Annotated in this window: 17 protein-coding genes; 1 reads left to right on the top strand and 16 read right to left on the bottom strand. The window is 30.1% G+C overall.

Annotated features, from left to right (window positions below):
• Positions 1–142 precede the first annotated feature (142 nt).
• Complete coding sequence (locus KPL55_RS04570; RefSeq protein WP_216305523.1) at positions 143–1,243, top strand: iron-containing alcohol dehydrogenase family protein; 1,101 nt, start codon at positions 143–145, stop codon at positions 1,241–1,243.
• Between the two features lie 123 nt (positions 1,244–1,366).
• On the opposite strand, the gene msrA is transcribed toward KPL55_RS04570, so the two are convergent.
• The 16 genes from msrA to KPL55_RS04485 form a co-directional block, all read right to left on the bottom strand.
• The gene (msrA, locus tag KPL55_RS04565; RefSeq protein ID WP_216305522.1) at positions 1,367–1,846 is read right to left on the bottom strand and encodes a peptide-methionine (S)-S-oxide reductase MsrA; all 480 of its coding nucleotides are present in this window, start codon (positions 1,844–1,846) and stop codon (positions 1,367–1,369) included.
• 67 nt (positions 1,847–1,913) lie between these two features.
• Positions 1,914–2,243, bottom strand: a complete 330-nt coding sequence (locus tag KPL55_RS04560; RefSeq protein ID WP_216305521.1) for a single-stranded DNA-binding protein — start codon at positions 2,241–2,243, stop codon at positions 1,914–1,916.
• A 296-nt stretch (positions 2,244–2,539) separates the two neighbouring features.
• Positions 2,540–3,784 carry a UV DNA damage repair endonuclease UvsE gene (gene uvsE / locus KPL55_RS04555; protein WP_216305520.1) on the bottom strand — a complete coding sequence of 415 codons (1,245 nt, stop codon included), beginning with the start codon at positions 3,782–3,784 and terminating at the stop codon, positions 2,540–2,542.
• Between the two features lie 430 nt (positions 3,785–4,214).
• Positions 4,215–5,192 carry a tyrosine-type recombinase/integrase gene (locus KPL55_RS04545; protein ID WP_216305518.1) on the bottom strand — a complete coding sequence of 326 codons (978 nt, stop codon included), beginning with the start codon at positions 5,190–5,192 and terminating at the stop codon, positions 4,215–4,217.
• Positions 5,193–5,284: 92 nt separating this feature from the next.
• A complete protein-coding gene (locus tag KPL55_RS04540; protein WP_216305517.1) occupies positions 5,285–5,545 on the bottom strand; it encodes an HPr family phosphocarrier protein in 261 nt (86 codons plus the stop codon).
• A gap of 87 nt (positions 5,546–5,632) precedes the next feature.
• Entirely contained in the window at positions 5,633–6,823 is a 1,191-nt protein-coding gene (locus tag KPL55_RS04535) for a pyridoxal phosphate-dependent aminotransferase (RefSeq protein ID WP_216305516.1), read from the bottom strand.
• Between the two features lie 276 nt (positions 6,824–7,099).
• Positions 7,100–8,635 (bottom strand): ribonuclease Y, encoded by a 1,536-nt coding sequence (rny, locus tag KPL55_RS04530; protein ID WP_376770425.1) that lies wholly within the window; start codon positions 8,633–8,635, stop codon positions 7,100–7,102.
• 260 nt (positions 8,636–8,895) lie between these two features.
• Positions 8,896–9,969, bottom strand: coding sequence for a recombinase RecA (gene recA / locus KPL55_RS04525; protein WP_216305514.1), 1,074 nt, complete (start codon positions 9,967–9,969; stop codon positions 8,896–8,898).
• 173 nt (positions 9,970–10,142) lie between these two features.
• Positions 10,143–10,688 (bottom strand): CDP-diacylglycerol--glycerol-3-phosphate 3-phosphatidyltransferase, encoded by a 546-nt coding sequence (pgsA, locus tag KPL55_RS04520; protein WP_216305513.1) that lies wholly within the window; start codon positions 10,686–10,688, stop codon positions 10,143–10,145.
• Entirely contained in the window at positions 10,672–12,009 is a 1,338-nt protein-coding gene (gene rimO, locus KPL55_RS04515; RefSeq protein ID WP_216305512.1) for a 30S ribosomal protein S12 methylthiotransferase RimO, read from the bottom strand. The genes pgsA and rimO overlap by 17 nt, the downstream gene beginning before the upstream one ends.
• A gap of 187 nt (positions 12,010–12,196) precedes the next feature.
• Positions 12,197–14,494 carry an FtsK/SpoIIIE family DNA translocase gene (locus KPL55_RS04510; protein WP_216305511.1) on the bottom strand — a complete coding sequence of 766 codons (2,298 nt, stop codon included), beginning with the start codon at positions 14,492–14,494 and terminating at the stop codon, positions 12,197–12,199.
• Positions 14,495–14,707: 213 nt separating this feature from the next.
• Positions 14,708–15,388: a ClpP family protease gene (locus tag KPL55_RS04505; RefSeq protein ID WP_216305510.1), complete on the bottom strand. Its 681-nt coding sequence runs from the start codon at positions 15,386–15,388 to the stop codon at positions 14,708–14,710.
• Positions 15,389–15,444: 56 nt separating this feature from the next.
• Positions 15,445–16,635: an aspartate kinase gene (gene dapG / locus KPL55_RS04500; protein WP_216305509.1), complete on the bottom strand. Its 1,191-nt coding sequence runs from the start codon at positions 16,633–16,635 to the stop codon at positions 15,445–15,447.
• Positions 16,636–16,650: 15 nt separating this feature from the next.
• Entirely contained in the window at positions 16,651–16,926 is a 276-nt protein-coding gene (locus tag KPL55_RS04495; protein ID WP_216305508.1) for a YlmC/YmxH family sporulation protein, read from the bottom strand.
• A gap of 88 nt (positions 16,927–17,014) precedes the next feature.
• Entirely contained in the window at positions 17,015–18,289 is a 1,275-nt protein-coding gene (locus tag KPL55_RS04490) for a M16 family metallopeptidase (RefSeq protein WP_216305507.1), read from the bottom strand.
• A 95-nt stretch (positions 18,290–18,384) separates the two neighbouring features.
• Positions 18,385–20,511, bottom strand: coding sequence for a polyribonucleotide nucleotidyltransferase (locus KPL55_RS04485; RefSeq protein WP_216305506.1), 2,127 nt, complete (start codon positions 20,509–20,511; stop codon positions 18,385–18,387).
• Between the last annotated feature and the right edge of the window lie 6 nt (positions 20,512–20,517).

The raw sequence follows: 20,517 nt of genomic DNA, 5'->3' as shown, positions 1-20,517 counted from the left end.
TTGCTCATAATTATTTTTTGTTTATTTTCTATAATTAGACTAATTATTATAGATTTATTTTTGCTTATTATTTATATTAATACTAATAACGTTATAATGTTATAATGTTATAATATATTATATTATAAAAGGAGGATACATAATGAAGTTTATTAATTATCACATGCCAACTAAAATATTATTAGATGAAGACGTAGTTTTAAAAAACTGTGCTTTATTTTCCACTTATGGGGACAAAGCTTTAATTGTAACCGGTAAAACCTCTTCAATTAAAAATGGTTCATTAGAAGATGTTACTAACGCACTTAAAAAAGAAGGAATTTCTTACGATATTTTTAATGATGTAGAAGAAAATCCTTCTTTAGAAACCGTAGAAGCCATTGCGAAACTTGGTAGAAACCAAAAATCAAATTTTATTATTGGTATTGGAGGAGGCTCTCCTATAGATGCCGCAAAAGCAGCCGGTATACTAATAAAAACTCAAACCGCTACAAGATATGATTTGTTTAATAGTCCAAATTTAAAATCTGTACCTATTATTGCAGTTCCAACCACAGCCGGTACTGGAACTGAAACAACTCCTTATGCAATACTTACAGATAATGAACTTCAAACAAAACATGGTATATGTCAAAAGGTGTTTCCTGAAGTTGCACTACTTGATGTAAAATATCTAATGTTTTTGCCTGAGAGAATAACTGTTAATACTTCAATAGATGCTTTATCCCATTTAATAGAAGGTTATTTATCTGCAAAATCAAATATAGTGAGTGATGCCTTAGCAGAAAAGGGTTTGAAATTATTTGGTGAATGTTTAAACATGATAAAAGAAAAAGATTTTACTTATGTTGTGAGAGAAAAATTAATGTTAGCTTCTACTATTGCTGGCATGGTAATAGCACAGGCAGGTACTTCCCTTCCTCACGGAATGGGATATGCACTTACTTATTTTCATAATGTGCCACATGGTAAAGCTAATGGTATACTCTTAAAGTCTTATTTAGAATTTTGCGTAGATGGACATAAAGTAAGGAAAATTTTATATTTATTAACTCTAGAAAATTTAGATGAACTCGGGAATTTTTTAAATGATATGCTCGGATGTGTGGATAGTGTTACTTCTACAGACATATCTTCGTATTCTGACGAAATGATGTCAAATACATATAAATTAAAAAATCATCCTGACCTAGTAATAAGAGAAGATATAATAAAAATGTATAAAGACTCATTAAAAATATAGCTTATATTATATTTTTTATCTATTAGTATTAAAATAATTATGTATTTAACTTTTAAAAACAAGGAAGTGAAGGTCACTTCCTTGTTTTTATGATTTTAATGTAAATGTTTTTATTATTTTAATTTAGTTATCGTCTAAATTAATATGGCAATAACCTCCTGGGTTTTTTTGTAGATACTTTTGATGATAATCTTCAGCATCATAAAAACAGATAAGAGGTTCTATCTCTGTAACTATTTGTTTACTATTTCTTTTTTGAACTTCGTCCTTTGTTCTTAATATAACATCTAAATCTATCTTATCAGTATAATAAATACCACTTCTGTATTGAGTCCCTACATCTGCTCCTTGTCTGTTTGAAGCAGTAGGATCTATTATTCCCCAAAACTTATTTAGCACTTCATTTAGAGATACAATGGATTCATCATAACTTATCAAACATGCTTCTGCGTGCCCAGTAGTTCCACTACAAACCTCATCATATGTAGGGTTCTTTTTTGTGCCATTGGCATATCCAACCTTCGTTTCAATAATACCATTTATTCTTGACATATAAGCATCTACACCCCAAAAACACCCTCCTGCTATAACAATACTTTTCATTAGACTACCTCACCTTTTATATTATTACTGTTTTCTAAATTATACCACAGCAATAATCTTATGAACACTATACTATCTGTTGTTTATTGTCTAAGAATTTAAAATCTTCAGCTACAACTTCAGTGCTATATTTTTTATTTCCATCTTTATCTGTGTAACTACTACTAGAGAGTCTTCCTGTTATACCAATTTGACTTCCCTTTTTTAAATGTTTACACATGGTTTCTGCAGCTCCATTCCACGCTACTACATTTATAAAATCAGCTTCTGGCTGTAAATCCTTATGTGATACTCTATTAATTGCCAGTGTAAATCTAGTATAAAACCCTTTTCCCTCATTAAAACTCTTGAGCTCTAATTCTCTTGTTATTCTTCCTATTATTGATACTGTATTCATATATTATCTCTCCTTTTATTTAATATTTTTTAAAATTATTGATAACTTTTTAAATTATTGACAATAAAAATATATTCTATACAAACAAACGTTTGGTTTTTCAAATTATTTCAAAAGCATTAGTTATTAATTTTTGTTTACATTTTAAATATAGGTTTACATAATCTTAGTTATGTAAATACAATTATTTAATTCATCGTTATTATATAATAAATATGCTTAATTTTATAATTAACGTTAATAAAAACCACATGATTTCATGTGGTTTTTATTAACGCTCATAGTTTTTTATTTTACTAATAATTAAAATAGTATGAGTTAATTATATATTCAGCATTGTACTTTTCACATAATTTTTTCAAGTAAAGTTTAACCTTATCTTTACGTGTCATATCCAAAATAAGTTTCTCAAAGTGATTTTTTTCTTTTTCATTAACATGGTTTTTAACATATCCCCATACATGTTCTGCAGTATTTATAAAACCTCCACTCTCCACATCATAACCTATTATTTCATCCGTGTACGCATAAAATTCTTCTATACTACAATGTTCTTTTACTAATTTACTACAAGCTTTATAGTATTTATAATTTCTCTCCATAAGTACATATTTATATTTTGCCCACTGTTTTTCAATTATTGTGTTCTTTAATTTTTTTCCCATATTATCAACTAATATATTACATTTTATAGCTGAAATATCTTTATCTTTTACCTCAAGCATTATATCAAGATTAAATTCTTTAACCTCATCGTAGTATTTTAAAAACTCTTTAACTACTATACTATTCGAGTGAGCTCCTACTTGTTTATCGTCGTTTTGCTGACTATAATGGACTTTTATATTTCCATCTTTATCTTTCCAAGTTTTGGCTACATTCTTCATTATTTCATTTATGGGTTTTTCTACTACATGATTACACTCATGGTGAAGGTTATCAAAGATTACCGGTATATTAATTTCACTACTTACAAAAAGTACATCATCTATGTTAAATGTTTTATCATCATTTTCAATTACAAGTCTATTTTTTACTGAATTCGATAATCTCTCGAAATTTTTAATAAACCTATTCATAGCTGCAATTTTATCTCCATAACCTCCACCAATATGAAGTATAATCTTATTACTTGAGTCCACACCTAGTGAATCGAGTAATAAAGCATGATATTCTAAATCTTTAATAGCATTTATTACAATCTCTTCTTTTTCAGCATTAAGCACTGTATACTGACCTGGATGCATAGAAACCCGCATATCACATTTTTTTATATATTCTCCTATTTCACTTAATTCCTTTTGAAAATGTTTATGCCATGGGACTTGATTAATACTATGACTAGCTAATGGTACTATATCCGAGCTTATCCTAAATAATTTAATATTGTACAACTCATTATTCTCAAGTATTCTTCTTAAATCTATTAAATTTTCCGCAAGCAATTCTAGAAATACCTTTTCAGAAAACTTTTTAATAGTTAATCTTCTATTTGTTTTTGCATTTGTAGTAAGTGGTAAACATGCATAACCTATTTTCATAATTTACTCCTATTCATGTTTCAATAATTTTATATTTAAATACATTAAAATTAGATTTAAAAATTATATATATACTTTCTACTATTTTTTTACCCCATGAGTATATCCAATTACCTCAAAATTCTTTGAAAGTTCTTTGATAAATTCATTGTAATAAGGACATGATGCCCTAATGCATGTTGATAAATGTACACTGCAAACACCCTGTTTTTTTAAATACAAAAATAAAAGCTGTGATTTTTGTAACATACTTAGATATTAATTTATAATAAAATACTAATTTATTTATAATAGTATGTCTAGTATCACTTTTAACCGCATTCACGCCTCTATAATGGTGTTAAACACTGTCGAAAGGTGTATCTTTATGCCATTGTCTTTAGACGCCTCTGTATCCGTATTTTCATTATATTAAAGGCAAACTTCTTAATTAAAGAACATCTATTAAATCTCCTGCATTATTTTTTAGTTTATCTACTGAGTGAATATATCTATTAGTAGTTGCTAAATTTTTGTGTGCAGCAAAATCTCTAACTTTTTCTACAGTGGCTCCTGCTAAAATTGCTAGTGTAATTGCTGTATGCCTAGTTGAATGAACTCTTATGTTTTTTTCTATACCAGCATTTTTGCATGCTTTTTTAATCATGTAATTTAATGTACTTGAATCTAACTTTTCTTTATTATTCCCATTAGTTGAGTGACCTATAAATAAATATTCCTCACCACTAGCTATTCTACTTCTATTAGTTAACATGATATATTCATTTAGCATTGTGAGAATGCTTAATTGAATTTTGACTATGTCGTCCTTACCACCTTTTCGCCTCACCTTTATTACATCATAGCCTGTATGCGTAGTAATATGTTTTATTTTAATATTTATAATCTCAGATTTTCTAAGTGCAGTAGTTAATGCAAGTGCCAATATAGTTTTATTTCTATACCCTAGTATAGTAGATGTATCTATGCTCTCTAATAATATTTTACACTCTTCTTTTGTTAAGAACTCTGTTTCCTTATTATTAATTACAGGTTTTTCTTCTTTTAAATTTCCAAAAGGATTATATTTAATTATTTGTATACCTGTTGAATTATCTTGGAATTTAAGTAACCATTTATAAAGAGCACTCAAAGATGATATTTTTCTGTTTATAGTTGCCGAAGACATGTTTTTATCCATTAATTTCATTATGTAGTTTTGTGTATGTAAAATAGACACCTTTTTAATCTCTTCAATATAAATTTCAGAAATAGAGTCAACGTTAAAGAAATCTTTTATATCACGTTCATAGCTTTTGGATGTATAAATACTTTTCCTAGCTTTAATCTCAAGGAAATATGATATAAAGTGTTTATTACCAACTGTTACATCTGCATTCCAATTAAACTCTATAAGATTATTTACCATATATAATCTCCTTTAATATTTTCTTAAATTCTAAACATTTTAAAAAGCTGCAAACAGTAAGTTAGCAGCTTTTTAAAATGTATAGGCTATAATTAGTCTTCTAAAGATTTAATTAATGTTATTATTTCTTCTAAGGCTAATTTTTCATCAAGACCATTTGATATAACGTTTACAATAGTATTTGGACCAACACCTAAAGATAAAATACCTATTAAACTCTTGATATTTGCTTTTTTGCCCATATATTCTATACCTATATCTGATTTAAAAGAAGCTGCTTTTCTTACTAATAATGTAGCTGGTCTAGCATGCAATCCTCTAGAATTATTAACTAAAACCTCTCTTGTTACCAATCCACTTCACCCCAATACTTTAATAGTAGCATGAGTTAGTACTAACCCATGCTACTATAATATCATTAAAAACTATGTAAATCAATTTTAAATATTTTCAACAAAATTAGCTATTCTATTAAGTCCATTTTTTATATTCTCCATTGAAGTTGCATAGGATAACCTAATATAATTATCTGCTCCAAATGCTATACCTGGTACAACAGCAACTTTTTCTTTTTCAAGTAGAATATCTGAAAAATCAATTGAATTTTTTATAACTTTCCCCATAACTGATTTGTTTATTACTCGACTTATATTTACCATAACGTAAAAAGCACCTTCAGGTTTTATACATGATAAATTATTTATAGTATTAATTCTTTCTACCATATAATCTCGCCTTAGCTTAAATTGTACAATCATCTTGTCCATGTCACCTTGATCTCCAGTCAATGCTTCAACTGATGCGTATTGAGCAATTGAATTTGGATTAGATGTGGTATGACTTTGGATATTAGACATTAATGCTACTATTTCCGCACTACCTGCAGCATATCCAATTCTCCACCCTGTCATAGCATAAGCTTTAGACACACCATTAATTACTATAGTCCTTGCGTAAGCATCCTCTGAAAGACTTGCTATACTAATATGAGGATTATTTGCATATATTAATTTTTCATAAATTTCATCTGAGATTATAATTAAGTTATTTATTTTTGCAAAATCAGCAATTTCAATAAGTTCTTCTTTTGAATAAACTGTTCCTGTAGGATTATTCGGGCTATTTAATACAATTGCTTTAGATTTTGAAGTTACCGATTTATTAAGATTCTCAATTGTTAATTTAAACTTGGTTATTTCCTTTGTTTCTACATACACAGGTTTCCCATCTGCTAATTTAACTAATTCAGGGTAACTAACCCAGTATGGTGATCCAATCAAAACTTCGTCTCCAGGATTTAAAATTGCTTGAAATACATTAGCTAGACATTGTTTTGCTCCAGATGAAACAATAATCTGAGATGGTATATAGGTCAAATCGTTATCCTGCTTTAATTTATTAATTATTGACTGTTTGAGTTCAATAATGCCTGAAGCAGCTGTATACTTAGTCATCCCATCATTAATTGCTCTTATTGCTGCGTCTCTAATATTTTTGGGTGTATTAAAATCAGGTTCACCAGCACCAAATCCTATTACATCTATCCCATCGGCCTTCATTTTCTTAGCCTTTGCAGTTATCTCTAATGTTAAAGATGTTGATATTTGTTTTGCTTTAGTAGATAATACCATTTTTCTAACCCCCAATACCTATATTATAGGTATATTTTTATATTAATTTTAATGTAATCTTATATTTATTTCATCATTTGAGCTTAAATAAAAATTTACGACATAATTCGTACTTAATTAATATATCATCTTTTTTTTGTGATGTAAATAAAACTGACCGATTTTTAGTTATTAAATTGAATTTAAATAGTATTTATATTACAATCCCAGGCAAAAAACACCCCTTGAGATTTAATATACCTTTAATCTCAAGGGGTATTTTAGTATTATATTTAATTATTTTGCATAATCAATAGCTCGAGTTTCACGAATAACATTTACTTTTATTTGACCTGGATATTCTAGTTCATTTTCAATTCTCTTAACTAGATTTCTTGCCATTTCAACAGCACCTGCATCATCGATTACATCAGGCTTAATCATAATTCGCACTTCTCTTCCAGCTTGAATAGCATATGACTTTTCAACGCCTTCATAGGAGTTTGCAATTTCTTCTAATTTTTCTAATCTCTTAATATAGGCTTCTAAAGTTTCTCTTCTTGCACCTGGTCTTGCAGCTGATATAGCATCTGCTGCTTGAACTAGTATTGCTTCAAGAGATTGTAACTCAACGTCACCATGATGCGCTGCGATAGCGTTTACTACAATAGCTGATTCATGGTGTTTTTTAGCTATTTCTGAACCTATAAGTGCATGTGGTCCTTCAACCTCATGATCTACAGCTTTACCTATATCATGAAGTAACCCACATCTTTTAGCAAGTGTTGGATCAATTCCAAGCTCAGATGCCATAAGTCCAGCTAAATACGATACTTCTATAGAATGTTTCAATACATTTTGACCATAACTAGTTCTGTATTTAAGTCTTCCTAGTAACCTAATAATCTCAGAGTGAAGTCCATGAACCCCTGTTTCAAAAGTTGCTTGTTCCCCTTCTTCTCTTATATCACTATCTACTTCCTTTTTAGCTTTTTCTACCATTTCTTCAATTCTTGCAGGATGAATTCTTCCATCCACTATTAACTTTTCAAGTGCTATTCTAGCAACTTCGCGTCTTATAGGGTCAAATGCTGAAAGAATTACTGCTTCAGGTGTATCATCTATTATTAAATCTACGCCTGTAAGTGTTTCTAGCGTTCGAATATTTCTACCCTCTCTACCAATTATTCTTCCCTTCATCTCATCATTAGGAAGCGAAACCACATGAACTGTTGTTTCCGCAACATGATCAGCTGCACATCTTTGAATAGCATAAGTAATAATCTCTCTTGCTTTTTTGTCAGCTTCTTCTTTTGCTTTAGTTTCAATTTCTTTAATCATAATTGCTGCATCGTGCTTAATTTCTTTTTTAATTTCATCAAGCAGAACTTGTTTTGCCTCATCTGCTGTGAGTCCTGATAATCTTTCTAGTTCGCCTCTTTGTTTCGTGTATAAATCCTGTACGCTTGCTTCTAACATTTCAATTTGCTGTTGTTTTTTATTTAGATTTTCTTCTTTTCTCTCTAGCACATCACTTTTTTTATCTAAAGATTCTTCTCTTTGGATATTTCTTCTTTCTAACCTTTGAACTTCATTACGTCTTTCTCTTGATTCTTTTTCTAAATCAGTTCTAAGTCTGTGAACTTCTTCTTTAGCCTCTAAAATAGCTTCTTTTTTTCTTGATTCAGCTTCTTTTACACTATCATCAAGAATTTTTTTAGCTTCTTTTTCTGCCATAGAAATATTGGCTTGAGATTTATTTTTTCTTGTATAAATTCCAACAAAAATACCTAAAAAAACAACAATCAAAATAGTAGAAACTACTATGAACATTGTTAAACCACTAATAATACCCATTGATTATCAACACCTCCTTGCCTATTTTCAAATCTATTTAAGAGTAAATATGAAATATAGAAAAGGTGCTATATTTATTCAATTCGTAACAATTAAAATATGTTAAACCAGTATTTGTATTTATCTTATATTATTTTTGAGTTAATGTCAAGATTATAACATCCAAATTGGTTATTTTACTTGTGCTATTTTCAAATAATTATTAATTAAAGAAAAAAGCAAGTAAAAACTTGCTTTTATGCTTCCTTTTTATTAACTTCTTTTTTTGATGATTCTTTTTTTTCACTAGCAGATTCTTTTTTAACTTCAAAATTTTTATATAATGGTAGATCATGTTTTTCTCTAATTTTATTTTCTATCTCTAACATAACAAGAGGATTTTCTTTAAAATATTGTTTTGAATTTTCTCTTCCCTGTCCAAGTCTTATATCACCATATGAGAACCATGCTCCACTCTTTTGTACAATTTCTTCTGTAACTCCCATATCTAGAACATCACCCTCACGAGATATTCCGTGACCATACATAATATCAAATTCAGTTTTCTTAAATGGAGGTGATACTTTGTTTTTAACTATTTTTATTCTTGTTCTATTACCCATAAATTCGTCGCCTTGTTTAATTGTATCTATTTTTCTAATATCCATTCTAACAGAAGCATAAAATTTAAGTGCACGACCACCAGGGGTTACTTCTGGGCTACCAAACATTACTCCTACTTTTTCTCTTAATTGATTTATAAACACAAGAACACATTGAGATTTATTTATAGAACCAGCAAGTTTTCTTAAAGCTTGGGACATAAGTCTTGCTTGAAGACCTATATGAGAGTCTCCCATTTCGCCTTCTATTTCAGCCTTAGGAACTAGTGCTGCTACTGAATCTACTACAATGACATCTATAGCTCCAGATCTAACTAGGGCTTCTGTAATCTCTAGTGCTTGTTCACCGGTGTCTGGTTGAGATACTATTAGGTTTTCTATATCTATTCCTAGTGCTTTCGCATACTCAGGATCTAGTGCATTCTCTACGTCTATAAACGCAGCTGAGCCACCATTCTTTTGAGCTTCTGCAACTATATGAAGAGCAAGTGTAGTTTTACCTGAAGATTCCGGTCCAAAAATTTCAATTATCCTTCCTCTAGGTACACCACCTATGCCTAGGCCTATGTCAAGACTTAAACAACCAGTAGATATAGCCTCTACGTTTAATTTACTATTTTCTCCAAGTTTCATTACTGCACCTTTACCGAATTGTTTCTCTATTTGACCCATAGCTGCTTCTAATGCTTTTATTTTTTCATTATTCATAAAATTCCCTTTCGGGTTCACCATCCTTTATTTAACGAACGTTTGTTCTAAAATAAGTATACACTATTTATTTTATATGGTCAACATATAAAATAAATTTTTCCATTATGTTTTTATAAGACCTTAAAATATAGGCCTTTCATTTGTATTATTAACAAACTTTAAGAATTTAATCACTTATCAACTCTAATAGTTCCTTTGTTTTTAACAAAATAGTCAACACCTGATATTATTGTAACAATTACAGCCGCCCCCATAGAAACATCAGCAAATGTAGTTAACATTGTATTTACATACGATAAATTAATCAATGCTGCAATTATAGCTACTATTTGAATAACTGTTTTAAGTTTTCCCCACTTACTAGCAGCAATTACTTTTCCGTCAGATGCAGCTATTGTTCGAAGTCCTGTGACTGCAAATTCTCTAGCAATTATAATCATAGCTACCCAAGCATGCACAAGCTGAAGTTCCACTAATGATACAAGTGCTGCAGTTACTAATAATTTATCAGCTAAAGGGTCCATAAATTTACCGAAATTAGTTATTTGATTCCTACTTCTAGCTATGTAACCATCCAATTTATCAGTAAGAGAAGCTACTATGAAAATGATTGTAGCAAGTTCTCTTCCATATGGAATATCCTTAGCTGCAATAAACAGTAAAAACATTGGCACCAAAAAAATTCTTAACATTGTAAGTTTATTCGCAAGATTCATTGCACACAACTCCTATTAAATCATATTCTAAGGCTTTGGTTACCCGTACCTTAACAAATTGCCCTTTATTATAGACTTTATCAGATTCAAAGAAAAAAGTTCCATCGACTTCTGGCGCCATTTCACAATTTCTACCAGAGTAATTTTTACCATCAACATCTTCCACTAAAACATTATAAATCTTACCTATTTTAATATTATTTAATTCTTTTGATATACTTTGTTGCATAATCATTAATTCCTCTTCCCGTTCTACTTTTACTTCTTCAGGAATCTGGTCTTCCATAAGTGCAGCTAAAGTTCCATCTTCTTTCGAATACTTAAACACTCCCAATTTATCAAATTTAATTTCTTTAATAAATTGTTTTAATTCTTCAAAATCTTCATTTGTCTCACCTGGAAACCCAACAATTAAAGTAGTTCTGAGGATTAAGCCATTTATATTTTCCCTCATCTTACGTATATTTTCTGTTATAATTTTCTTTCTACCTTTTCTTTTCATCGATTTAAGAATATCGTCGCTTATATGTTGAATTGGTATATCTACGTATTTGCAAACTTTATCATTTAAAGATATTTCATTAATAATTTCGTCTGTAATTTCCTCTGCATAGCAGTAAAGTATTCTAATCCATTCAATTCCACTTATTTTAGATATTTTGTTAATCAACGTATGTAATGTTTTTCTACCATATAAATCAATTCCATACCTAGTAGTGTCTTGAGCAACTAAAATAATTTCCTTGCAGCCATGATCACTTAGATCTTTAGCTTCTTGTACTATATTCTCCATCTTTCTACTTCTATATTTCCCTCTAATATTAGGTATAGCACAATATGTACATGCATTATCACAACCTTCTGAAATTCTAATATAAGCAGAGTATGTTCCTGTAGTTAATACTCTTTGTCCTTCATTAATATTATCATCACTATAATTAAAATGTTGCACTTTAATATTTTTCAAAAGAACATCCTCTATACTACTTAATAACTTGTTATAATCATTAACACCGAGCATTATATCAAGTTCCGGCATTAGTTCAATCAGTTCCGCGCCATACCGCTGAGTAAGACAACCTGTTGCAATAAGTACTGTACACTTATATTTCTTTTTGTATTCTGACATCTCTAAAATAGTATCTATGGATTCTTGTTTTGACGATTCTATGAATCCACAAGTATTAACTAAAATTATATCTGCCAGTTTAGGATCATTTGTCATATTATATCTTTCACTTAAACTGCTTATTACAATTTCACTATCAATTCTATTTTTATCACAACCTAAATTTATAACTCCAACTTTTAATTTTTCCACCAGTCATCCTCCTTGTTTGTAATCCTAAGTAAATCTCATTTATTGTCTATTATCCTCATTACTTGAATTTGAATGCAAGATATAGTAAATAATTGTTTTCTTCCTACATTTGCACACATAAATTATTGTAAATGTGATTGACAAATTAAACAAGGGTATTTACAATTTTTCTTTAAAATTAATTTAATTACCCCTTTAAATCACTATCACTTACTAATATTTCTCTAGGTTTGCTTCCATTTCTACCTGAAATTATTCTACGTTCCTCCATTTGTTCTATAATTCTTGCTGCTCTATTATACCCTATTTTTAGCTTGCGTTGCAATAAGGAAGTGGAGGCTTGACCATTTTCAATTACTATTTTTATTGCTTCATTTAATAATTCATCAATATCATTTTCATCATTTTTATTACCTGAGCTACTTTCTATTTCATCTATAATTTCTTTTTCATAGTTTACTTCTTGCATCTGATCCTTTATAAAATTAACAACTCGCTCAACTTCTTCTTCTGATACAAATGCTCCTTGTATTCTAATAGGTTTAGGTTCCCCTACTGGATAAAAGAGCATGTCCCCTTTACCAAGTAACTTTTCTGCACCAGCGGAATCTAAAATTGTCCGTGAATCTATTTGACTAGAAACTGCAAAAGATATTCTTGAAGGTATATTAGCTTTTATAACACCTGTTATAACATCAACCGATGGTCTTTGCGTCGCTATTACTAAATGCATTCCCGCCGCTCTTGCCATTTGTGCGAGTCTTCCAATATGCTCTTCTACATCATTCGCACAAACCGTCATTAGGTCCGCAAGCTCGTCAATAATAATTACAATCCAAGGTAATTTATTTTCAACGATTCCTTTATTGACTAATTCATTATATCCTTCAATACTTCTTACATTATTTTCAGCAAAACTTTTATATCTTCTTACCATTTCATTTACAGCCCAATTTAAGGCTCCTGCTGATTTTTTCGGGTCAGTAACTACCGGTATCAACAAATGCGGAATTCCATTATAAATATTTAATTCAACAACTTTAGGATCAATTAGTAATAGTTTGACATCCTCTGGAGAATATTTATATAGTAAACTTATTATAAGTGAGTTTATACAAACACTCTTACCAGACCCTGTTGCTCCAGCAACCAATAAATGTGGCATCTTCGTTAAATCTGAAACAACGCAATTACCTCCTATGTCTTTTCCGAGACTAAAGGATAAATTTTTGTTTGTTGCTGTAAATTCATTAGACTCTATTACTTCTCTTAGGTATACGGCACTTAGTTCTTTGTTAGGCACTTCTATACCTACCGCTGCCTTACCAGGTATTGGCGCCTCAATTCTCACCCCTGAAGAAGCTAAATTCAGCGCAATATCATCTGCTAGGTTAACAATTTTACTCACCTTAACACCAGCATTTGGTTGAAGCTCAAATCTTGTAACTGAAGGTCCTTTTGTAACTTGAATAACTTTTGCTTCAACTCCGAAACTACTTAATGTTTCTTGTAGCTTATTTGCATTGTTAAGCAATTCCTTTTTATCGTTTTTGTTCATTTGCGAGGTAGTATTTTCATTTAATAAGTCTAGCGTCGGATATTCATATTTATAGTTTTGATTTGAACTTGCACTATTTAATTGAATTTCTTTCTCTAACTCCTGATTGATCGAATTATCTATATGACCATTCTTCGATCCTCGAGTGGTTCCTGTTTTAATATTTTCTTCTTTACCAGGTTCATCCTCATCGGATGCTAGTTCATTTGATTTTATAAAATCTATTATCTTAATTTTATTACTAATATTTTTAATGAATTTATTTTTATCTTCATTATTAACTATTAATTCTTCTTGCTTATCATTATTTTCAATATATAATTCCTTACTATCGTTTTCCTTAGAAATTTTTCTAACCATAAATCTATCCTTTAAATAAAAGAAAGTATCATGTATTGATATGTCCAATATTATAATCATACATATAACATAAATAGCAATAAAAATTATACAACTTCCCACTATACCAAACAGTGTATACATCGGCACATCAATAAAATAGCTAATAATTCCACCATGCAGCATACTTTTTGAATTATATATTTTATTTATTCCAAGAGAAAAACTTCCTTTATAATAATACTTATCTAAAACTAGCATTTGTATGAATAGTAATGTATTAATTATAAAAAGTACTATTCCATAGAATTTTTTACTAAAATTTATTTTACCTTTTTTAGTAATGTTGCAGACACCAATAAATATTATCAGAAATGGCGAAAGATATGCGCCCACCCCTAATATTGCAAAAAGTATATTATTAATAAACTTCCCAATCATGCCTGATATAGACTCAGATCCCGAAAAGACAGTTGAGAATATACTTAATAAAATTAATATTCCTATTGTAATTAATATAATACCTAAAATCTCACTATCAGCATTTACATTCTTTATAACTTTTGATTTAGTTTTTTTCCTAGCCAAAGTATCACCTCTATCCTTCTTAGTTCTATAATTTATTAGTTCTACCTTTATTATTTCTACAAATTTTATAAATCTCCTCTAACTGTGCTGAGATTTATACATGAATTTTGAATTAATTTCATAAAAAGTGATTTTTACATAATTCTATTTTATGAAAAACAAATCATTAAAAATAGATATAAATAGGCCATATCGACCTATTTATATCTACTTTTATACTTTATCTATCATTTCGTTTAACTTTGTTAATGCTTCACTAATGCCACCGACCTCATCTATTAAACCATTTTCAACTGCTTGTTTTCCTATAAGTATAGTCCCCATATCATTTAGAAGCTCATCAGTTTGAATCATTAATCTATTTACCGTTTCCTTATCAATTTTAGAAGTTCTAATAATAAATTCAGTTATTCTTTCTTGCATTTTGTTAAAGTAATCAAAAGTTTGAGGCACCCCAATTATTAAACCATTCATCCTTATAGGATGAATTATCATAGTTGCAGATGGAGAAATGAATGAGTACTTAGCAGCCGTTGCCAGTGGTATCCCTATTGAATGGCCTCCTCCGACCACTAGTGATACAGTAGGTTTACTTACGCTTCTAATCATCTCTGCTATAGCAAGGCCCGCTTCTACGTCCCCTCCTACTGTATTTAGAACTATAAGAATGCCTTTTACTTTTTCATCTCTCTCCATAGCAATAAGTTCTGGGATAACATGTTCATATTTAGTGGCTTTAGTTTGTGGCGATAAAGTCATATGTCCTTCTATTTGGCCTATAATAGGTAAAACCTGGATTTTATCATCTTGAGTCGGAATATTAGTTGTTCCTAATTCTTTGATATTTTCTACTTGTTCATTCGAACCACTTTTGTTACTTTCAGTTTTCAACATTTGCATTCCTCCTAATCCATTTTATTTTGTGCATTAAGAGAAACTCTATACATTTTTTATCCTAATTTAAATTCCCTATGAAGAGCATTAATAGCTTTTTCAACATATCCCGTTTCTACAAGACACCATATAGTCATATGTGAATCAGCCGTTTGAAGAACTTCAATATTTTCTCTAGTTAAGGCTTTAAGTATTTTAGCCATAACACCAGGTATCCCTTGCATTTTTGAACCTATGATTGAAAGTTTACTGCAATCCTTCATAAAGCAATAAGTCATATTAAGCTCTTTCAATAAATCAGCAAACTTATTAAAGTCTTTTTTATCAATAGTGAATATTTTTTCCTTTGGGAAAATATTTATTAAATCTATACTTATAAGATTTTGCGCTAAAATATCAAAAATGTCATCATAACTAGAACCTGAATTTTTATTAATTTTTATTTGAACTCTATTATTCATATGCGTAATTCCAGTAATTATATTTTCGGTGGTTTCACTCCCCATATTACTAATTACTGTTCCGACGCATTCACTCATAGTATTTTTTATTACCAGTGGTATATTATATTTTCTAGATATTTCAACAGCCCTTGGGTGTATAACCTTTGCCCCTTGATCTGCAAATTGAAAGATTTCATCGTAACTTATTTTTTCTATTAAGGTTGCTTCAGAAACTATTCTAGGATCCGCTGTCATGATTCCATCTACATCAGTGTATATTTGGGTCTCACAAGCGTTAAGTTTGGCTCCCAGAACTGCAGCAGTGACATCACTTCCACCTCTCCCAATAGTCGTAACATAGCCTTTATCATCCATCCCCTGAAATCCTGCTATTACAGGAGTTTTTCCAGCTTTTAGAATATCTAATATCTTCTTCGTGTCTACATCTAGTATTGCAGCATTTGAATAATTAGAATCTGTAATTATACCTGCTTGTCCGCCAGTTAATGGAACTGCATTAATTTTAAATCTATTTAATTCATTGCACATTACCACAGTGCTTATTGTTTCACCACAACTCATTAGCAAATCTACCGCTAATGGACTTGCAACTTTTAAACTCTCATCAATCAATGACAAAAGCGTATCCGTAGCATAAGGTTCGCCCTTTCTTCCCATTGCAGATACTACAATCACTGGGGAATACCCTAGGGCTTTTGCACTTAATACCTTACTTGCTACAAGTTTCCTTTTATCCTCGGTGGAAACAGATGTACCTCCGAATTTTTGAACTAATATCTTCATTACTATCCTCCAAAATTAGATATGAGATTTTTTTAGAAATTCATTATCAACATCAATTATTATAGTTCTAGATCCTATTTTTTTAACGTAATCCCATGGAACCTCAATAATCTCATTATTACGAAAGAAACTAAATTTTGAACTACCTTCGTTTATAATAAGAAATTTTAATAGTCCATTCTCATCAATAACTACATCATTACTACCTAAATTACTATATTTATCACCATCATTAATATTAATAATTTCATATCTTTCCATTTCACTATATAACTTTATGTTATCTTCCATATAAACAACATCTCCTTAATATTTCTCATAAGATAATATGAAATTTACTAAGGAGTTATGCATGATTTTTATATTTTCATAAATAAATTTATTTATCTACAGAGATAATATTACCTTCAAAAACATCTTTAAGCATTTCCTTATCTTTGCCAACGTAAGCAGAATTTATTATACCTTTTTTAAATGTCTTCTCCATTACAGAGTTTACCCTTGCCATATCTATTTTATTAATTTTTTCTAATACATCTTCAGGCGTATTAATTTTATTTAAAAACATTACAGATCTTCCGTTACTAAACATTCTACTACTTGTGCTTTCAAGGCCTAAAATATAACTCCCCTTTAACTGTTCTTTAGCTTTATTTAATCTTTCATTATCAATCCCTACCTTAGCAAAATTACTGACTTCTTCCTTGATAGCTTCAATAGCAACTCTCACATTGGTCGGGTTAATTCCTGCATAAATACTTACAATTCCAGTGTTTTTAAACGCAGATATATAACAATAAATTGAATAACACAAACCTAAATCTTCACGTATCTTTTGAAATAATCGTGATGATGCTCCTCCGCCTAATATATTGCTTAATAAAATCAATGTATAGGTATCCTCATTATCAAGTTCTATGCCCGGAATCCCAAGACTTACATGTAGTTGTTCAATATCTTTTTTTCTAAAATAATGTTTATTTAATATTAATGGGCTACTATATTCAGTTATCTTTTTGTTTTTACAACGCCATTTACCGAAGAATTTTTCAACAAGGGTTTCTATATTTTTCATATCAAATTTACCAGAAATAGATATAACTGAATTCTCTGGTATATAATATGAATCTATATAATCTAATATCACTTTTCTGCTAAAAGATTTTACAGTATCCATTGTTCCCAAAATAGGTAACGATATAGAGTCCAAATCCCAAATTGCTTTGGTGTGTAAATCTGATAAAACATCTTCCGGTGAATCTTCACTCATATTTATTTCTTCATATATTACACTTTTTTCTTTTTCTATATCCTCTTCTGCTAAATTACTATTAAAAAGCATATCTGAGAGAATATCTAATGACAAATCTAAATGAGTATCTAATGCCTTTACATAAAAGCAGGTAGCTTCTCTTCCTGTAAATGCATTTAATTGACCACCCACGTCCTCAATTTCTTCTGCAATTTGTTTTGCAGATCTTGTAACCGTTCCTTTAAAAAGCATATGTTCGATAAAATGTGATATTCCACTGTTATTTATGTCTTCATTTCTTGACCCATTTTCTACCCATAAACCTACACTTACAGAGTTTACGTATTCAATGTTTTCAACTACAACTCTTAACCCATTGTCCAACTTAAATAAATTATACATATGCGCCTCTCCTTAATGAGAATTTGTATTTACTATGTGCATATTAGAGTAATATTATTAAAAAAAAATAAAAAGGCATCTAAGCCCTTTCATCATTATGCATTCTCTTTTTTATCAGTCTCTTTTTTCTCTGTTTCACTATCTTTAATAGCATCTCTTCTTGAAAGATTAACTCTTCCTTGGTTATCTATTTCCATTACTTTTACTAATATTTCATCACCAACAGCAACAATATCTTCTACTTTATTTACTCTAGCAAAATCAAGTTTAGATATATGCACTAGGCCTTCTTTATTAGGTAGTATTTCAACAAATGCACCAAATGCAGCTATTTTAGTTACTTTTCCTAAATATATTTCTCCAACTTTAACCGATTTAGTTAGCTCTTCAATAATTTTTACTGCTTTATTTGCGCTAACGCTATCGCTTGACATAATTACAATTTTTCCATCATCGCTAGTATCTATTTTAACGCCGGTTTCTGCTATAATTTTCTTTATAGTTGCTCCGCCTTTACCTATTACATCACGAATCTTGTCAGGTGCTACGTTTAGAACATACATTCTAGGAGCATATGCTGACATTTCACTTCTTGGTGCTGGTATACATTCGTTCATTTTTTCTATTATATGAAGTCTAGCTTTTTTAGCATCTATAATTGCTGTTTTAATGCAGTAATTAGATAATCCATGAAGCTTTGTATCAACTTGAATAGCAGTAATACCTTTAACTGTTCCTGCTACTTTAAAATCCATATCACCAAAGAAATCTTCAATGCCCTGAATATCAGTTAATACCTTTTCTTTAGATAAATCTGCATTTGTAATTAATCCCATTGCAATTCCCGCTGCAGGTCTCTTAATTGGAACACCAGCATCTAGTAATGCTAAAATACTTGCACTAACACTCGCTTGAGATGTTGAACCATTAGAACTTAATACTTCTGATACAACTCTAATAGCATATGGGAAATCTTCTACAGATGGTAAAAGTGGTTCTACTGCTTTTTCAGATAATGCACCATGACCTATTTCACGTCTACCAGGTCCACGCATTGGTTTAGTTTCTCCAACACTATAAGCTGGAAAATTATAATGATGCATATACCTTTTAGTATCTTCATCACCTATTCCATCTAGTATCTGAGCTTCTTTTAAAGCTCCAAGAGTTGCAACTCCAAGTACCTGAGTTAGTCCCCTAGTGAATAAACCAGTTCCATGAGTTCTTGGAAGTATTCCTACTTCACAGCTTATTTTTCTAACTTCGTCAAAAGCTCTTCCATCAGGTCTTCTATCTTCATTTAACATCATGTTTCTAACTATTTCTTTTTGAATATTATAGAAAACTTCACCAATATCTGATTTTTTATCAGCATACTTTTCATTAAATTCAACTTTTATTTTCTCTTTTATTTCATCAACCATTACATTTCTCTCATCTTTATCCATTATGTACATTGCTGTCTTTACCATATCAAAACAGAAATTTCTAACATCAGCTTCGAGAGTTTCATCTATTTTCGCAAATTCAGGAATATTTTTCTTCTTTCCAAATTTAGCAACAGCTTCTTCTTGGAAAGCTACTATTTTTTTACATGCTTCAAAAGCAAAGTCGATTGCAGCTATCATTATATCTTCAGCTATTTCATCACCACTTGCTTCTATCATTGTTACGTTGTCTTTTGTTGCGCAAACTGTAAGTTTTAGAGAAGTTAAATTTCTTTCTTCTTGTGTAGGACTTAATATGAATTTACCATCAATAAGACCTACTGAAACTGTTGCAACAGCATCCGTAAATGGTATACTAGATACACATAGAGCTAGTGATGCTGCATTCATAGCAAGTATTTCAGGTGAATTATCTTGTTCAACTGATAATACAGTACAAACGATTTGAACATCATTTTTATAACCTTTAGGAAATAATGGTCTTAGAGGCCTATCAATTCCTCTTGCAGTTAAAATAGCTTTTTCAGATGGTCTTGCTTCCCTTTTTATGAATCCACCAGGAATTTTACCAACAGCATAAAGTTTTTCTTCATATTCTACACTTAATGGAAAGAAATCAATACCATCCCTTGGTTTTTCTGATGCATTTGCATTAACTAAAACTACTGTTTCTCCATAACTCATGAATAATGCACAGTCAGATAACATTCCAACCTTACCATATTCAACTTTAAGAGTTCTACCTGCAACAGTAGTTTCCATAATATGAATCATATATTT

The sequence above is a fragment of the Clostridium lacusfryxellense genome (assembly GCF_018861735.1).
GTDB lineage: Bacteria > Bacillota > Clostridia > Clostridiales > Clostridiaceae > Clostridium_AD > Clostridium_AD lacusfryxellense.
This window is presented reverse-complemented; position numbering and strand designations above follow the sequence as displayed.

Coding starts and splice junctions, on each gene's coding strand:
- KPL55_RS04485 (WP_216305506.1), bottom strand. CDS start 20,511: ATGATTCATATTATGGAAACTACTGTTGCAGGTAGAACTCTTAAAGTT.
- KPL55_RS04535 (WP_216305516.1), bottom strand. CDS start 6,823: ATGGTATTATCTACTAAAGCAAAACAAATATCAACATCTTTAACATTA.
- dapG (WP_216305509.1), bottom strand. CDS start 16,635: ATGAAGATATTAGTTCAAAAATTCGGAGGTACATCTGTTTCCACCGAG.
- KPL55_RS04490 (WP_216305507.1), bottom strand. CDS start 18,289: ATGTATAATTTATTTAAGTTGGACAATGGGTTAAGAGTTGTAGTTGAA.
- msrA (WP_216305522.1), bottom strand. CDS start 1,846: ATGAAAAGTATTGTTATAGCAGGAGGGTGTTTTTGGGGTGTAGATGCT.
- rny (WP_376770425.1), bottom strand. CDS start 8,635: ATGTTCATAGTAGTTTCTACTATTTTGATTGTTGTTTTTTTAGGTATT.
- KPL55_RS04505 (WP_216305510.1), bottom strand. CDS start 15,388: ATGTTGAAAACTGAAAGTAACAAAAGTGGTTCGAATGAACAAGTAGAA.
- pgsA (WP_216305513.1), bottom strand. CDS start 10,688: ATGAATCTTGCGAATAAACTTACAATGTTAAGAATTTTTTTGGTGCCA.
- KPL55_RS04570 (WP_216305523.1), top strand. CDS start 143: ATGAAGTTTATTAATTATCACATGCCAACTAAAATATTATTAGATGAA.
- uvsE (WP_216305520.1), bottom strand. CDS start 3,784: ATGAAAATAGGTTATGCATGTTTACCACTTACTACAAATGCAAAAACA.
- recA (WP_216305514.1), bottom strand. CDS start 9,969: ATGAATAATGAAAAAATAAAAGCATTAGAAGCAGCTATGGGTCAAATA.
- KPL55_RS04495 (WP_216305508.1), bottom strand. CDS start 16,926: ATGGAAGATAACATAAAGTTATATAGTGAAATGGAAAGATATGAAATT.
- KPL55_RS04560 (WP_216305521.1), bottom strand. CDS start 2,243: ATGAATACAGTATCAATAATAGGAAGAATAACAAGAGAATTAGAGCTC.
- KPL55_RS04545 (WP_216305518.1), bottom strand. CDS start 5,192: ATGGTAAATAATCTTATAGAGTTTAATTGGAATGCAGATGTAACAGTT.